The sequence below is a fragment of the Vibrio sp. B1FLJ16 genome (assembly GCF_905175385.1).
Taxonomy (GTDB): domain Bacteria; phylum Pseudomonadota; class Gammaproteobacteria; order Enterobacterales; family Vibrionaceae; genus Vibrio.
Genome location: NZ_HG992750.1, coordinates 875,558 through 891,838 on the forward strand (window position 1 = coordinate 875,558; position 16,281 = coordinate 891,838).

A 16,281-nucleotide genomic window follows, 5' to 3' on the forward strand; every position below is an offset into this window, starting at 1 on the left:
AGCTCCTTAACCTTCGCCGAGGCCTGAAGCGATTGCATTACCGATTGATTCGAGCGCTTGCGCGGCATCAGGGCCTTCAGCAGAAAACTGCAGTTGGTGGCCGTGTTTCACGCCCAACGCAATCACTTTCATCAAGCTTTTTGCGTTTACCGCTTTACCGTCTCCATCCAGGTTTGCAACGCGAATGGTAGATTCAAACTTCTTGGCTTCTGCAACGAGCATTGCGCCAGGGCGAGCATGCAGACCGTGTGAGTTTTTGATCTTAAATACGGCAGTGTTGCCATCTTCGGCTGCGACAGGTGCCACTTCTTCGCCTTTAAACAGAGCAAGGATTTGTTCAGTAGACGCGTCTAGTAATTTGCTGTGCTCTTTGTTGAACACCATATTTGAAAGTGATTTTAGAATGGGCTGGTGTGCGTTATTACATGCAGCAAAAGCAACCAGTCCACGTACTTTTTGTCCTTCGTATTCACAGTCGTTTGCCGTTGAAACAAAAGAGACGCCGGTACGAGACACCTGTTTGTCACTTCCCACTAGCCATAAACCATTACCAAGGTTAGTTGGCGCTTTTGTCACAAGGTCAGCGACAAACTCTTTGTCTGCACATCCGGTGTTTTTAAGTAGTCCACCCGCAACTGCACTCATCTGAACCATGTCGCTGGCAGGAAAGTTAAGTTGGATCAGTGAAGCATCAAAGTCTGCTTCTAGTTGAATGTCACCGTGAAGTAGGGCAATGATGTCATCTTCGCTGTTGGCATTGCGCAGACGATCTTCAACGCCATCAGCACCAAGTACTTTAGTTAGCTGTTTAAGAATGCCAAGGTGTTCATCTGATTTAGCCGCGATGCCGATAGCAACGAACACTTTGTTACCATCTCCCCAGTCGACGCCTTGCGGGAAGTGATGAACAGCGACGCCGGTTGTTTTAACCATTAAACGTGTGTCTGTTGTTCCGTGAGGGATGGCAATGCCGTTGCCCAAAAAGGTTGAGTTTTGGTTTTCACGGTTAAGCATGCCTTCTACATAACCGGCTTCAACCAAACCTTTTTCTGTCAGGCTCTGGGCAATGTTTTTGATTGCCTGAAACTTATCTGTTGCAGATTGTGAAAGGGTAATGTCGTTCTTACTTAGCTTAAGCATGGTGCTTCTCCAGCTCTAAAGTCCATTCCAGTTGAGCTACGTTCCCTTTGTAGGCAACTGTATCTGCGCTCAACATTTATATTTTTTGCTTTCGTTCTTTGCTTTTTACCTAGCTGAAACGATTCAGCTAGGTGGCAAATTTTTTAAGACATTCAGCGAAGCTTCGTTAAATCAGTCGCTAACCATCATTCTTCTAATCCTAGACTAAGCTACTGAGTAATGCCGTGTTTAGGTGATTTAGGTCGCTTTTTAAGCCTCTGCTGAATCCTTTCAGCTTTTATACTGAAACGGTTCAGCATATAATTCAACTTATCGTAAGATCATTGATGTATTAATATGATCATGCGCACAGAATAAGGTAAAGAATATGACACTGGATGAAGTGGCTAAATTAGCAGGTGTTTCTAAGACCACTGCAAGCTATGTGATTAACGGCAAAGCGCAGAAATACCGTATTAGCGAGAAGACGCAGAAGAAGGTAATGGCAGTGGTTGATGAGTATAACTATCAGCCAGACCATGCAGCTTCTGCTTTGCGTGCCGGTAACTCACGTTCGTTTGGGCTTATCATTCCAGACTTAGAAAACACCAGTTACGCACGTTTAGCCAAACTAATAGAACAGAACTCGCGTAAAGCTGGATACCAAATTTTGATTGGTTGCTCTGATGACGATCCGGATACCGAGCAGAAGGTTGCAGAAGCACTGATCAGTCGTCGCGTTGATGCATTATTTGTTGCTAGTGGTATGCCGACTGCAAATGAATTTTACCTCAAACTGCAAAAGTCAGGGACACCGGTTATCGCACTCGACCGTCCGATGGATGACGAACATTTTTGCTGCGTAATCAGCGAGGATTTTGACGCCGCGTTAGAACTGACTGAGTCAGTACTTTCTCCAGATATCAGTTCTATCGGTTTGATTGGCGCATTAAAAGATCTGCAAATTTCTAAGGAACGGGAACAGGGCTTCCGCACCGCTTGTAACCAAGGCAACAGAGTTGTCATGGTTGGTTATGGTCAGCAATTCTCGCGAGAAGAAGGGAAGAAGGTATTGGCCAAATGGTTGGCTGAAAATACGCTTCCTGATGCGATAGTTACCACGTCCTACACCTTACTGGAAGGCGTGCTGGACATGATGTTAGAAAAACCTGAGTTAATGAGCAAAGTTCGTCTGGCGACGTTTGGTGACAATCGATTACTGGACTTCCTGCCAGTCAAAATTAACTCGTTACCGCAACAGTTTGAGGTGATTGCCGACAGTGCAATGGAGTTAGCATTAAACGCTTCGGCGAAACGATATAAGCCCGGCGTAGAGTTAATTCCGCGCAAGATCGTTAAGAGACAATAGTTTTAACTTAGCGCCTTTATATTACAATTTTAATTCTACGGTCAGCGCCACAAATGCGTGGTCGCTGGCATACTTATCCCGCTCGTAAGACGGATTAATCAAATGTTGATCCAACACTTGATAGTCTGTCACTTCTGCGATGGACACTTCTGAGTGTGCATCAAATTCCTGAGAAAGCAGAATGTAGTCGAGTACATTGCCTTTTGAAAAGTGGTAGTGGGTGGCTGGGCGGCCAGTGAGTGGCGGAGTGACTTGTAAATCCCACCCGTCACTGAGCTGCAAATCAGTGACATTGTCACCTAAAAACTCAGTTAATAGACGGTTTACGCCATCGATAGTAATAGGTTGATTCATATCACCCATCAGAACCGTTGGCATAGGTTTGTCTTTATATTGTTTTTGCATCGAATCCCTGAGCATTGCTGCTTCCCAGCCTCGTTGTTGGGTTGATAGCCAACGAGCCATAACAGGGCTGGCAACTTCGCTATTGTCGGTGTCTGCAGGACGCTGAGATTTTAAGTGCGTGACGTAAACCGCAATATGCCCAAGCGTCGGGTGTATGATTTGTGCGTAAATGGGCTTGCGGCTAAATTCCGGTGCCTCGTGTACACCAAAAGGAGCAAGAGACTCTTTGTCAAAAGTGACCGGTTGTATTTGCTCTATCGGATATCGGGATGCGATAGCAACCACTGGGCGTGAATAAATATAATCTTTTTCCACATGGGGAGTATCGACAGCCGCAAAGTAGGGATATCCCAACTTTAGGAAGAATGACTTTGCCTGCTCGATACTGAACACTTCTTGTAAACCGATAATGTCTGGCTCAAGTTTTTTCAGTTGATTCTGAGTCCAGTTAAGTTTTCCCTTCCATTGTTCGGCAGAGTAGATGTTTTCAAAATCGTAGTAGGCATCGGGTGGCGCAATAAAATTAAACAGGTTCGCCGTAACAAAAGTAATCTGACTCGTTGTAGACAAAATGTGTTCTCGTTATAGGAATTATGCAGCCAGTATATACCTAAGCAACGCCCACTTTTAGGGTTACAGATTCAACTTCGCAGAAATTGGTGCATTAATAAATGCTTTGTTAATTATGACGAGGTTTCTATTTGTTTGTAATCCGTTTACACTCCCGCTTAACAAGATAAGTGAGTAAATGACATGACCCCAGATTACGACCAGGATGCCTATTTAGATAACAAAGAGTTGGGCGCTGAAGAGTTCGATGGCGAAGAGATTGAAATCGAAGCAATAGGTATCGAGGTCGATGCGCACCCGATCGAACTTTACAAGCTTTTCAAAATCGCAAACTTGGTAAGTGGTGGCGGTGAAGCGAAACATATTATCGATGAAGGTTATGTTGCCGTTAACGGTGAACTTGAAACCCGCAAGCGCCGAAAAATGTACGATGGTGACTTTTTCGAGTTCAACCAAGAGTACTATGTTGTCGTTTGTGATGCTCCTGTGACTGAGCCGGAAGCAAAAGAGACGAAAGCTAAGCATCAGGAACAGCAGCCAGCACAAAAGCAGCAGAGAACGCAGTCTTCTTCTAAGAAGCAAAAAACAGCCAGTAAGCCGAACAAAGGCAAGGCAGAGAAAAGCAGTTCCGTTCAAGGTAATAAGGCATCTAAACCAAAGAGCAGTAAGAAGAAAACTGACGAAAACAAACCGAAGCCGACGCGCGATCCTAAAAGCGGACGTAACTCTATCGATTTCTTTTGATCCTGTTGTGTTAAAACATCAAAATTAAATAGAAGCGTCGACAACAAGTTCGGCGCTTTTTTATTATTGGACTCAGTAAGAGTACGACTTCGACTTACTCTCGACATAGCGGAAAAAGAGTGAGAGTCCAAAGCAGACCAAGAAGTAGGTAAGCCCGACAAGTAACCAAATTTCAAATATATAGCCTGAAGAATTCGCTATCTCAGTACCGACGAAAGTCATCTCTTGTATTGAAATCAGAGAGACTATCGAGGTGTCTTTGACCAGAGAGATGATCTGTCCGGCGAGTGCAGGGGTAATGGCTTTAAGAACTTGCGGGGCGATGATGAAGCGATATTTGATCCAGCGTGAAAGTCCTAAAGAATCTGCCGCTTCCCATTGGCCTTGATCAATACTTTGTAAACCAGCGCGGATGACTTCCGCAATGTATGCCGAGGATAGCAAACCCACACAGAGTACACCGGATGCGAGATTTTCCCATAGCTGTGCCGGACCAAATAAAAAGTGTTGGATAGCGTTCGGTTCACCACCGTAATTTCTCAATATAGCTTCTAACCCGAGTAACGGGATTAGTTGATTTGAAATAAAGAAGTAAAAAATGAAGACAAACACTAATGGTGGAACATTGCGAACTAACTGAATAAACGTGTTGGCAGGAGTTCGTAGCCAAACCGACTTTGAAAATCGGGATAATCCAAGTAGTGTACCTAACATGAGTGCTAAGGCGAGCCCCCAAAGGCTTAATCGTAGCGTAGAAATCAAACCCTGGAAGAAGTAAGGTAGACTGCCGTTAGCTCTTGGGGTAAACAGTAATGTTAATGCCTCCGCCCAGTTCCAAATGTAATTCACCCCAACCGTTGAGCGGTAGTAAAGCCAAATTCCAACCGCTACACAGATAGCGATCAACACTACGTCAAGCAGGTTAAACCGTCTGAGTATCGAACCTGAGTTAGCTCTTTGTGACGCGATTTTGGCACTGGATTGTCCGCTCAAACTGGCTGCCTCTAATCATAACCTTTGTCGGTTGAGGCTCGCTTAAAAGGCGAGCCTATTCTGAGATATACCCAAATAACCTCAAGATGCTACCCGCCCTTTGGGTATAATTTACTTAGTTACTGTCCTTCGGCGACCTGATCTTGCCAGTCTAATGTTGAGAACCAGTAATCATACCGCTCTGTTAACCACCCATCTTCAGTGCGTTCTATTATCCAGTTATCGAAGAATGCTTTTTTGTCCTCTTCACCTAAGCGGACTGCAAAGGCTTCGTTACCTTTAGAAAGTCGATCAGCAAACGGTAGGAACAACTTGTCGCTATGTTTAACGGTCTCGTGTTCAGGTTTAGGACTCGACGCAATCACGGCATGAGCATTGCCGTTGAGTACTTCCTGAAACGCTTGTGCGTCATCATCAAACTGTAAAAGCTTCGCTTTCGGGAACGTCTTGCGAGCCACCTGAACAGTAAATGCGCCGCGACGTACGGCAATATTCACTTTGCGAGAATCAAAGTCAGATAGCTTAGTAAAGCCGGCTGCGAGTTCTTTATTTGCTGCGACCTGAACCCCTGAATGGGAATAGGGCACAGTAAACAATACGCTTTTTGAGCGCTCTGGCGTTATAGACATACCGCCGATGATGACATCAAATTTCTTAGCCAGAAGCGCAGGAATGATGCCGTCCCACGCGGTAGGTACAAACTCGACTTTCAGATTAGTATCCGCTGCCAGACGTTTTGCTACGTCAATCTCAAAGCCGATCAGTTCGCCTTGTTTATTGCGCATAGCCCAGGGAACGAAGGTCGACATGCCAACGCGCAGAGTACCCCTTTCTTTTATCTGATCTAAATTTGGTGTTGCTGTTTCATTGCTTGCTAACGAAGGTAAAGCGAGAGCAAGCCCGAGTATTGCAGTAATGGTCGCTGTAAATAACTTCATGTTATCTCCTCATAATTTGCGCCAACTGGCTCCTAATTTATGTTCCAGCAGAGCTGAAAAACCGGATAGAGATAGTGTGAGAGCCAGGTAAATCGCTGCCACGGTAAACCAAATTTCAAACGGCATCGCCGTCTCTGAGACAATGTTGCGTGCTTCGGTAGTCAGGTCGAAAATTGCCATTACGCTGACGATCGAAGAGTTTTTTATCAGTGAAACAACTTCGTTCGTCAGAGGTGGCAAAGTACGTTGCAAGACCTGAGGTAAGATAACGTCTTTATAACTATAGAATGGTGAAAGGCCGAGTGTTTTGGCGGCTTCAAATTGCCCTTTTGGAATGCTATTTAAACCAGCCCTGAATATTTCTGCGGTATAGGCTCCCTGAAAAAGTGACAGTGCCAACACTGCAGTGCTGAACCTGTCGAGCCCGATGACAGGGCCGAACACGAAGTACAGTAAATAGATTTGCACCAATAACGGTGTGTTCCGTATCAGCTCAACATACGCAGTGCCAATGGCATTACCGACTTTTGAATCGCTGAGTCTAAGAAGTGCTGTAACTAAACCGAATACTAAGGTGAAAAACAAACTGATGGCGGAAATTTTGAGCGTGATGAGTAAACCGCTTATCAGCTCTGCAGACCACCATTCACCATCTTCGTAAAATGCGATGTAATCCGGTACACGTTCCCATTGCCATTGATAACCCATGGCTCGCGCGCCAGAGTCTAGTACCCATACAATGGCAGCAAACAGAATCACCATCTGTACAAGGGCTTGTAATGCAGGTCTGAATACTTGTCTTATCATCAATAGCTTAAAATATGGTTTAAGAAAGCCTGCGTTCTGGGGTGCTGAGGCGAATCGAATAAGGCAGCAGGCGAGTTTATTTCTAAGATTTGTCCTTCATCCATAAACACGACACGGTTGGCTACTTTTTTAGCGAACCCCATTTCGTGAGTTACACAAATCATCGTCATACCGGTTTTCGCAAGTTCTACCATGACATCAAGAACTTCGTTGATCATCTCGGGATCAAGTGCTGAGGTCGGCTCATCAAATAATAGCAGGTCTGGCTCCATGCATAGTGATCGAGCTATCGCGACACGTTGTTGTTGCCCACCTGAAAGCTGGATTGGGTATTTGTCAGCTTGTTCTCCAATGTCGACTCGTTTGAGATAGTGACGAGCTCTTTGTTCAGCGTCTTTTTTGGACATTTTGAGAGTTCGCATAGGCGCTAGCATGAGGTTATCAAGTACAGTCAAATGGGGAAACAGGTGAAAGTGTTGAAATACCATACCTATCTTGCCGGGCTTGATTGTTTTTCTATCGGATGGGTGACCAAAGACGCAAAGCTCGCCTTCTTGTATTGATTCTAAGTTATTGATACAGCGAATAAGTGTTGATTTTCCTGAACCTGACGGACCACAAACCACCACGATTTCACCGGAATGAACGGAGAAATTGATGTCTTTCAGGGCTTGGTAATCACCGTACCACTTGTTTACGTTGCTAAATTCAACGACAGGTGTGTTTTCTTTCAAAAGGTTACGTTTTCAAAGGAACCGTTGTTTTAACATAGCAAGTGGTGAGTCTGATTGTATTGAGTGAGAACACATATTGACGAACAAAAAAGGACCTGCCAGATGGCAGGCCAAATCCCTATGGAGCAAGGTGTTGGGGGGGAAGGGATAAATTCAAGCTTGAACTTGAATAACGGGGGAGTAATCATTTTATTAAGCGACTTCCGCCTCCGCTTGGCTGACTTTCGCTGATGCATTTAAGTTGAGCAAGCGGCAGGCGTTAATCTCACCCATGCCCTCTATCGAATCTAACTGTGTCATCAGAATAGAAGAGATACTCGCCTGAACTGCTTTACTGCGCAATGACTCGACCAGTTGTGGAGCAATGTCGGTATTGCTGTCTTCAGCTTTAAAATACAGCGGTTCAACACCACGTAAAATTGTCAGCTGCGCTAATAGTGCAGGGTTGTCACTCAGAGCCCATATTTTGGTTTTACTCTGACAACGGGACATCAGCAGAGGGGTTTCACCATCTTTGGTTAAAATGGCAACACCAAGGTCACGGTGTACACGAGCAGCCGAAATCATAGAGGAGAGGGCGAAACTCTTACCCGGTTCTGAACATAAATGTTGGAGCGTATTCCAGCAATCGTGGTTGCATTCGAGTTCCAGTTCAGCGCCTTTTGCAATTCTTACCATCGCTTCTACCGCTTCTATCGGGTATTTTCCGGCTGCAGATTCAGCGGAAAGCATCACCGCATCTGTACCGTCAATGATTGCGTTTGCCACATCGAGCACTTCCGCACGGGTTGGAAGCGGGTTTTCAATCATGGATTCCAGCATCTGAGTTGCGGTAATGACAGGCTTACCCCAGTACTTTGAACGTTCGATAAGAGATTTCTGAACCATTGGTAATCTTGCATCACCGATTTCTACACCGAGATCGCCGCGAGCAACCATGATGACGTCTGATGCTCTGATCACATCGTCCATTGCATCACGGGTTTCTACCACTTCGGCACGTTCTACTTTGGCAACTATTTTTGCCTTGCAACCTGCTTTCAGGGCAAGAGAGCGCGCGTAATTGATATCTTCGGCGTTGCGCGGGAAAGAAATAGCGAGGAAGTCAGCACGCAGTTTAGCTGCAGTATCGATATCCCGAATGTCTTTCTCCGTCAGAGCCGGTGCAGACAATCCACCACCCAACAGGTTAATACCTTTACGGTTAGAAAGCTTTCCGCTGTTCAGTACGGTTGTTTTAATCCATTGCTGCTCACGGTCTACAGAAGTTGCCTTAAGCTGAATCCGACCATCATCGAGTAAAAGGATGTCACCGATATTGACGTCCTGAATCAGAGCAGGGTAGTCGAGCCCGACCACTTCCTGGTTCCCTGCCTGAGCATCTAATGTTCCGCTTAGTGTGAACTCGTCTCCCAGGCTAAGCTGAACCGCACCCTGCTCAAAACAAGATATGCGGATCTTTGGTCCTTGTAAGTCAACCAGTACGCCAACATGAGTATTAAGTTCTGCTGCTATATCACGAACCAGGTTCGCGCGCGCGATATGTTCTTCTGCCGTGCCGTGTGAAAAGTTAAGTCTGACAACATTTGCGCCGGCTCTAATCAGCTTAGTCAGGGTTTCTCGGCTTTCACTGGCTGGGCCTAAGGTCGCCACAATTTTCGTTTTACACATCTTTCACCTCAATCGACACTTAAAAAGTACATAAAAAACAGGGGATTCCAATCTCATAAAGGCACTTCACGAGAACCCTTATGGCATTGAACATATTATTTTTAATATTCATTTTCAGAGAATGGGCGGGAGTGTTACCTCCCGCTCAGGGATTATTAGTTGCTAGGACGAACTTCCAGTTCTTTTTCTTCAACCGGGTCGATGTCGACAACTTTCTTCGCATTCCACACCGTCAGTGCAAGAAGCAGGGAAACTACACCAGCTGCTAACCAGAAGTACTGAGCTTGTGAGAAGTCGTACTTAGTAACGCCGTCAACTTCAGTGATCTTGATAAGCGATGCAGATACTAGTTCCTGACCAGATGCTGCGATGTATGAGAACAGACCGATAAAGCCTTTTACTGCGCCTACTGCGTTCTTTGGCATCAGGTCACAAGCTGTCAGACCAGCAAGGAACACGACCAGACCACCGATTGCGAAACCGATCAGACCAAGTGCTACTGCATCAATGATGCGGTTGTCAGGACCGAAGAACATCAGACACATACCAGCGATGTTTGCGATACCGTAAAGCAGAGTCGGAATGTGACGGTTAGAGTTAAACAGTTTGTCTGAAACAATACCTGATAGGATCGCACCTGCCAGACCCGCAATAGGGTACGTAGACATTGCGAAACCAGCGTCAATCAGTGAGTAACCTTTTGACTCCTGAAGGTAAAGTACAGCCCAAGAAGACATTGCGTAGCGAGAGATGTACATCGCTGCACACGCAGCTGCTATTAGCCAAACTACAGGTTGTTTAAGGATAAACAGCTGTGCACGACGAGTCTCTTTAGGATCGTTCTGCTTTTTGATCTCTGGTTCTTCGTCGAATGCTGTTGCTGCATCTGGTAGACCGTAAGTTTGTGGGCGGTCTTTCAGCATGAAGAACATACATAGTGCTGCTGCCATTGCTGCGATACCTGCACCAATGAAACCTGCGCGCCAACCGAAGTAGCTCACTAGTGAAGCGGTAAGAATCCAGGTGATACCTTCACCGATATTACGAGAACCACCCCAGATTGAGTAACGGCTACCACGTTGTTTTGGTGAGAACCACTGGAACAAAGACACACAAGACGGTGCAGAACCAACAGACTGGAACCAACCGTTCAGACCCCAAAGCAGAATAAAGAAGAACGCTGTGGTGTTCATACCCATAAATACTGCTGTAGCACCAGACAGTAGTAAGGAGAACGACATAAATCGGCCAATGTTGGCATAGTCAGAGAGGAAACCGTTCGAGAACTTACCAAAAGCGTAAGTGAAGAAGAAAGCCGAACCCATGATACCGAGCTCTTCAATCGTTACGATGCCTGCATCCAGCATCGGTTTTTTAACCACACCTAAACTCATACGGACTACGTAAAAGACGGCGTAACCAAAAACCAATCCTAAAAATACTTGCCACTGATAGCGTTTGAAACGCGCTTGCATTTCACCTTTAGACCCATCCGAGAGAGGGAGGTCTGGGCGTGTTTTAAAGAAATTAAACATCTTGCACTCCAAGTTTTTATCACAAATGTTTTGTTGCAGGGCCATCTTGGAGTGATAGATTGAACAGTACAAAGGAGCGAATTTGAGACACAATTGACCCATATTGATATTTTGGCTGGGTCAAAAACGGGAATTTAAAACATCAGAGCAGAATGACTTACTGATAGAATACACACAGTTCTTGTTGAAGTGCGTCAATAATGACTCAATCGCACCGAGTAAGATTTTCTTACCATTTGTCATAGATTTGAGTTGCCGCACATTATTTAAGGTTTTTGGTTATTTTGATGTTTGGTTTTCTTAAATGTTGGCATCGATTACTGCTTGGCGCTGTACTCAATTCGCCGCTTATCTATTCTCAATCTGCAATGGCCACTGATAACGAGTTGGTCATCCTTACCACGTTTTCACAAGCGCCGATCACAGCTTTAGTGGATGACTTTAAGCAACATTATCCGGAAGCTGAGGTACGAGTGGTTCACCGTCGTACCCAATCTAGTCTCCAGCTGCTCAGTAAAAGTTACATGCAGGACATCGACTTAGTCTTAAGCTCATCACCATTTTTAATGCAGGATCTTGTCAATCAGCATCGCTTAACCGATATGTCCTCTCGTGTTCAGGTTCCTGAATGGTTAGCGCCGTATCTGTTACCGAATAAAGACAAAGTTATTGCATTTGGTTATTCGGGCGCGGGAGTTGTGTGGAACAAAGACTACGTGACTGCGAATCAACTTCCAGAGCCGTCTCGCTTTCAGGATCTAACTAATCCTCTTTATTTTGGTCATGTCACCATGAGCACGCCAAGCCGATCAGGCACTACCCAGCTAATGGTGGAAAGTGTACTTAGCCAATACGGCTGGGAAAAAGGGTGGAGTATATTACTTAATATCGGAGCGAACCTCGCGACCATCTCTTCGCGTAGCTTTGGTGTCGCCGATTACATTGCTAAAGGTAAGCTTGGTCTGGGGCCGACGATTGATAGTTATGCACTGATTGCAAAGCGTAAATTTGATTACGTCGGATTTTCCTACGATAAAGATTTTACATTAATGCCCACGTACATTGCTCAGGTCAATCGGGGCAAAAGCGACAAGTTGGCCGAGTCTTTTATCTCACACATACTTTCGCAAGGCGTTCAGGAGCAGATGGAAGCGAGCACGTTTGCAAAAACTGCGTTGAATGATGCGGCCCGATATTACGGAGAAAATCCGGTTTTAAATATGGATCAGGTCATGCCCAGAGAAAGGCTGATCAACTTGGTCTTTGATACCGCGATTACTAAGCGTCTCCCGGAACTTCAAGATGCCTGGCTTACTCTGATCAAAATGAAACGGCAAGCGCACGGAAACCCTAAAAAACTAAATGCACTTAAAGAGATCGAGCATAAGTTATTTGATTTGCCGATCAGCAACGAAGACGTTGCCATCGTTGCACAAAAGTTATCTGCGATGGATAAAAACTCAGAAGTTGGTATGACCCAGTATCAGGCGGCACTTGCGGAGTTTTCCCATAACTTAGGCCGTGCCATGTCGCTTAAACTGGATACGGTAAACAAAGAACTGGCACAGTGGCGAGGGAAAGATAACTCGTGATACCTCCTAAGTACCAAACCATAGGGGCGAGGTTAATCGCTGCATTTACCTGCAGTACGCTGCTGCTTACTGCTGTCTGTTTAGTTGCGTGGGCAACTTGGAACAGTCTGGATAATCAGGTGCAGACTCTGTTGGAAGACAGCGTACCAAAATACAACGCCAGTTACTTTCTCGAAAGTAAAACCAGCGAAATAAACCGACGCGTGGAAGCCCTGCAGAGTGCTGATAATAAAGTGCAGCTGACAGAGCAGGCCCTGCAAATTAATGAGCAGCTGACATCCATTTCTACCGCGCTCAAAAACAACAAAATGAGCAAGGAGTTTTATCAGCTACTTGAATCAGAAGCCGGGTTAGCGTCGTTGTTGGATAAATATGTCGATATGATTTCCGAGCGGATTGATCGGACTCGTCGCATGGATCAGCTGATGGAGCAAATTGACTGGCTTCATCAGGATATCCGCTCTGAACTGAAACCTGTCCGGCAGGAAGTGCACTGGCAGATAGAGCGGGTCAGCGATTCAAAGGAAGTACAGAGTCTGCTCGTTCAACTCAGCACTTTGCAACGCGTGATTGATATTGAGTCTGCGCTTTATGATATGGCGCTTGACGTCGCGGGTGCTTCAATGCCGGAACAAGTCGACAATGGTATTAAAGTGATTCACTTTGGTTTGATTGATCTGCAAGAAAGCAGCAAAACCCTGATGAGTCAGCCCACATCAATTGCCTATAAACAACTCTTACAAGAGCTGGTTTTATTGCTCAGTACAGACGGAGAATTTGATAACCAGCTGATGTCACTGGTGACGCTAAATGTGGAAATTCGTCAGATGCAGGAGAAAATCTCTCTCAGCATGGATGCCATTCACCAGCAAATCGGAGAACTGGTTTCAACAGCAGATCAAACGTTTAAGCTGGTGAAGAGTGAAACGGCCGAGCGAGTGTCATATGGGAACCATGTTCTGATTGTCTGCTTCAGCATATCCATCCTCACCAGTATGTTTTTGACTTATTACTTTATCAACCGTCGAATTGTGGCTCGTCTTATCGGGTTAGGCGATAGCATTGATGCCATTATCAAAAATGATCATACCCATCCAGTTGTTGTCGATGGCAATGATGAAATCGGTCGACTGAGTGAAAAGCTTATCGAGTATGGAGAGAAGGTTCAGGAAATTCAGCAAACCAACGCCCTTAGCCTTATCAATAATACAACCGCAAGTCTGATCACCAGTGACTTAAATGGTGTTGTGGAGTCCGCAAACCTGAGTGCCCGTAAGTTATTAAAACTGGGGGACGTAACCGAAATTCACCCAATCTGGGAGTATTTTCCAGAGCGTTGCCGTCAGCAACTTAAAAAGGTATTCCATGGTTCACATCTATGGGTGAAACTGGGGAAAATTAATGTGACATTGTCACTGGGAGATGACGAACCCAAGTATGTACGTTTTGATATTCGCCCGTTCAAGCATGGCTCTGAAGACAAGTTGATCATGACCATCACGGATGTCACACATCAAGAGGTAACCACCCGCACTCTAGAGAGTTTGGTGGAAGAAAAGACCCAAGATTTACTGATTAAAAACCACCAGTTAGAGAGCGAAATCGAAGAACGTATACGTACCGAAGAGAATCTGAAGAAAACGCAAGATGAGCTGATACAGGCTGCCAAAATGGCCGTGGTAGGGCAAACCATGACAAGTTTAGCGCATGAGCTTAATCAGCCACTTAATGCGATGTCGACGTATCTATATAGTGCCCGAATGTTTCTAGAGCAACACTCTCCCGAGAAAGTGGATGAGTCGATCACTCATATCGAAGGTTTAGCAACGCGTATGAGTAAAATCATCAACAGCTTGCGTCAGTTTGCACGTAAGCCAGATGGTGAAAGGAAAGCGACATCAGTATCGCTTAATGAAGTGGTTGAACAAGCGACCACGATTGTGAATACACGAGCTAAACGTCAGCAAATTTCGATTGAAAATCGCTTGCCGAATGAGTTGATGGTACAGGGCGATATATTGGCGTTAGAGCAGGTCTTTATCAATGTATTGGTAAATAGTTGTGACGCGTTAATGGAAAGCGCTAGAAATGAACAGAAGCGTATTCAAATAGAGCTGGTGGCCGCCGCTGATAGCGCGTCTTTGATTTCTATCAGTGATAACGCTTTCGGCTTTGGTGAAGAAATTGTTCAACGAATTTTTCAACCTTTTGTATCAACAAAAGAGGTTGGATTAGGCTTGGGCATGAATATTTGTAAATCATTAATAGAACGAAATAACGGAAGCATTTATCTCGCTTCCTCATTAGAAAAAGGTGCGATGGTTGTGTTGGAGTTACCGAATGAGCAATAACCCATATTCAGTATTGTTGGTCGATGATGATCAGGACGTATTAGACTCTTACTCGTATCTAATGAACATATCGTCTATTAAATCCAAAGCGATTAACGATCCTACACAAGCGCTGCATTACCTGTCAGCCGAGTGGGCAGGCGTTGTTATTCTTGATATGTATATGCCTCAGATGCACGGTTTGGAGCTGCTTAAATTAATTAAAAAGGTTGATGAGCGAATTCCGGTGATTGTTATTACTGGTCATGGCGATATTCCAATGGCCGTGGATGCAGTAAAGAAGGGGGCTTGTGAGTTTCTTGAAAAGCCAATCAATCCCCCTGAGTTACTGACGCTGGTTAAACAGCAACTTGAAACCCGTCGAGGTCAGGTGGAACTCCAATTTCAAGCTGAGAAGTCTATATCACGTTCGCTGGTTGGTAAGTCTGCTCATATGGAGCAGATCCGTAAGCTGGTGGCTCAATATGCGCTTTTAGACACACATGTGGTCGTCTATGGTGAATCCGGTACCGGACGACACAGTGTTGCAGGGCTGATCAAAGATATGATGGCGAAAAGCAAAGATACCGCTTTCAACTCCTTACCGCTAAGCCATACAACGACGAAAGAGTGTATCGATGAAGCAACGAACGTAGAAGAGAACTGCGTTCTCGTGCTCGAAAATTTACCTGAACTTCCTGAAGACGCTCAAAGGCATTTGGCTCAATTACTTTTAGCTCGCGAACGCAATGGAAAAAAGAACCTCCGTGTTGTGACCATTTTTGATTCAGAACCAGAAGAGTACATCAGAAAAAACCAGTTGTTGCCTGAGCTTTACTACTTACTTAATCAAGGTGTCGTGAATGTACCACCACTGCGCCAGCGGCCAGATGATATCGTGACCATATTCCACCATTTCTTAAAGCTAAGCTGTAAGAAATTAGGGAAGACTTTACCTAGTGTCGATACCAGCTACCTTGCATTATTGAGAAACTACCAATGGCCGGGCAACATACGTGAGCTTAGAAATATTGCGGAGCTATATGCTATCGGGATCATTAAGCTCACAGGCAAGGAGCGCATCTACTCAAAAAATGATACTCAGCTGCCTTTGGATGAGCTCGTCGATGATTTTGAGAAGCAGCTTATCGAAGATGCTTTGTTTCTTCATTCTGGCCGAGTGACAGATGCGGCAAACCATCTACAAATACCGCGTAAAAAGCTCTATTTGAGAATGAAAAAACACGGTATTGAGAAAGTGAATTATAAGTCTCGATAAACAAAGTTACGCCTCTAATATCTCGCAAGCACGTCTACAAAATCGGTATTGTGATTTCAATTCACAATACCGAAACCTGTTCGATCCTCTCAATTTTTAGTTCAAAAAACATGTAAACCAACAACTATTCTCAACAGAGCCTTAGTGATCTTTACTCAAAAACTGCAACTTAATTTCTAGTCTTTATTAAAATGC

General features: G+C 45.0%; 13 protein-coding genes. 5 read left to right on the forward strand and 8 right to left on the reverse strand.

The window, feature by feature from the left end; genetic code table 11:
- Window positions 1-6: 6 nt before the first annotated feature.
- The gene (gene fruB, locus KHN79_RS17945; RefSeq protein ID WP_182009348.1) at window positions 7-1,140 is read right to left on the reverse strand and encodes a fused PTS fructose transporter subunit IIA/HPr protein; all 1,134 of its coding nucleotides are present in this window, start codon (window positions 1,138-1,140) and stop codon (window positions 7-9) included.
- A gap of 367 nt (window positions 1,141-1,507) precedes the next feature.
- Between fruB and cra the strand changes: the two genes are divergently transcribed.
- Complete coding sequence (gene cra, locus KHN79_RS17950) at window positions 1,508-2,488, forward strand: catabolite repressor/activator (protein ID WP_182009347.1); 981 nt, start codon at window positions 1,508-1,510, stop codon at window positions 2,486-2,488.
- A gap of 21 nt (window positions 2,489-2,509) precedes the next feature.
- On the opposite strand, the gene KHN79_RS17955 is transcribed toward cra, so the two are convergent.
- Window positions 2,510-3,463, reverse strand: coding sequence for an endonuclease/exonuclease/phosphatase family protein (locus KHN79_RS17955; protein ID WP_182009346.1), 954 nt, complete (start codon window positions 3,461-3,463; stop codon window positions 2,510-2,512).
- A 183-nt stretch (window positions 3,464-3,646) separates the two neighbouring features.
- On the opposite strand from KHN79_RS17955, the gene KHN79_RS17960 reads away from it, so the two are divergent.
- Window positions 3,647-4,207, forward strand: coding sequence for an RNA-binding S4 domain-containing protein (locus KHN79_RS17960; protein ID WP_182009345.1), 561 nt, complete (start codon window positions 3,647-3,649; stop codon window positions 4,205-4,207).
- Between the two features lie 72 nt (window positions 4,208-4,279).
- Here KHN79_RS17960 and KHN79_RS17965 read toward each other — a convergent pair whose 3' ends face one another.
- The 6 genes from KHN79_RS17965 to KHN79_RS17990 all read right to left on the reverse strand — a co-directional run bounded on the left by KHN79_RS17965 (window position 4,280) and on the right by KHN79_RS17990 (window position 10,885).
- Complete coding sequence (locus KHN79_RS17965; protein WP_182009344.1) at window positions 4,280-5,200, reverse strand: amino acid ABC transporter permease; 921 nt, start codon at window positions 5,198-5,200, stop codon at window positions 4,280-4,282.
- Window positions 5,201-5,319: 119 nt separating this feature from the next.
- Window positions 5,320-6,138, reverse strand: a complete 819-nt coding sequence (locus tag KHN79_RS17970; RefSeq protein WP_182009343.1) for a transporter substrate-binding domain-containing protein — start codon at window positions 6,136-6,138, stop codon at window positions 5,320-5,322.
- A 9-nt stretch (window positions 6,139-6,147) separates the two neighbouring features.
- Window positions 6,148-6,945, reverse strand: a complete 798-nt coding sequence (locus KHN79_RS17975; protein WP_182009342.1) for an amino acid ABC transporter permease — start codon at window positions 6,943-6,945, stop codon at window positions 6,148-6,150.
- A complete protein-coding gene (locus KHN79_RS17980) occupies window positions 6,945-7,679 on the reverse strand; it encodes an amino acid ABC transporter ATP-binding protein (RefSeq protein ID WP_182009341.1) in 735 nt (244 codons plus the stop codon). The genes KHN79_RS17975 and KHN79_RS17980 overlap by 1 nt, the downstream gene beginning before the upstream one ends.
- A 192-nt stretch (window positions 7,680-7,871) precedes the next feature.
- Window positions 7,872-9,350 (reverse strand): pyruvate kinase, encoded by a 1,479-nt coding sequence (pyk, locus tag KHN79_RS17985; RefSeq protein WP_182009340.1) that lies wholly within the window; start codon window positions 9,348-9,350, stop codon window positions 7,872-7,874.
- A 155-nt stretch (window positions 9,351-9,505) separates the two neighbouring features.
- A complete protein-coding gene (locus tag KHN79_RS17990) occupies window positions 9,506-10,885 on the reverse strand; it encodes an MFS transporter (RefSeq protein WP_182009339.1) in 1,380 nt (459 codons plus the stop codon).
- Window positions 10,886-11,172: 287 nt separating this feature from the next.
- Between KHN79_RS17990 and KHN79_RS17995 the strand changes: the two genes are divergently transcribed.
- Genes KHN79_RS17995 through KHN79_RS18005 form a run of 3 tightly spaced genes read left to right on the forward strand, consistent with a single transcriptional unit; the run spans window position 11,173 to window position 16,086 of the window.
- Window positions 11,173-12,477 (forward strand): ABC transporter substrate-binding protein, encoded by a 1,305-nt coding sequence (locus KHN79_RS17995; RefSeq protein WP_182009338.1) that lies wholly within the window; start codon window positions 11,173-11,175, stop codon window positions 12,475-12,477.
- Window positions 12,474-14,828: an ATP-binding protein gene (locus tag KHN79_RS18000; protein WP_182009337.1), complete on the forward strand. Its 2,355-nt coding sequence runs from the start codon at window positions 12,474-12,476 to the stop codon at window positions 14,826-14,828. The genes KHN79_RS17995 and KHN79_RS18000 overlap by 4 nt, the downstream gene beginning before the upstream one ends.
- Entirely contained in the window at window positions 14,818-16,086 is a 1,269-nt protein-coding gene (locus KHN79_RS18005; RefSeq protein WP_182009336.1) for a sigma-54 dependent transcriptional regulator, read from the forward strand. Before KHN79_RS18000 ends, KHN79_RS18005 begins: the two co-directional genes overlap by 11 nt.
- Window positions 16,087-16,281: the final 195 nt, after the last annotated feature.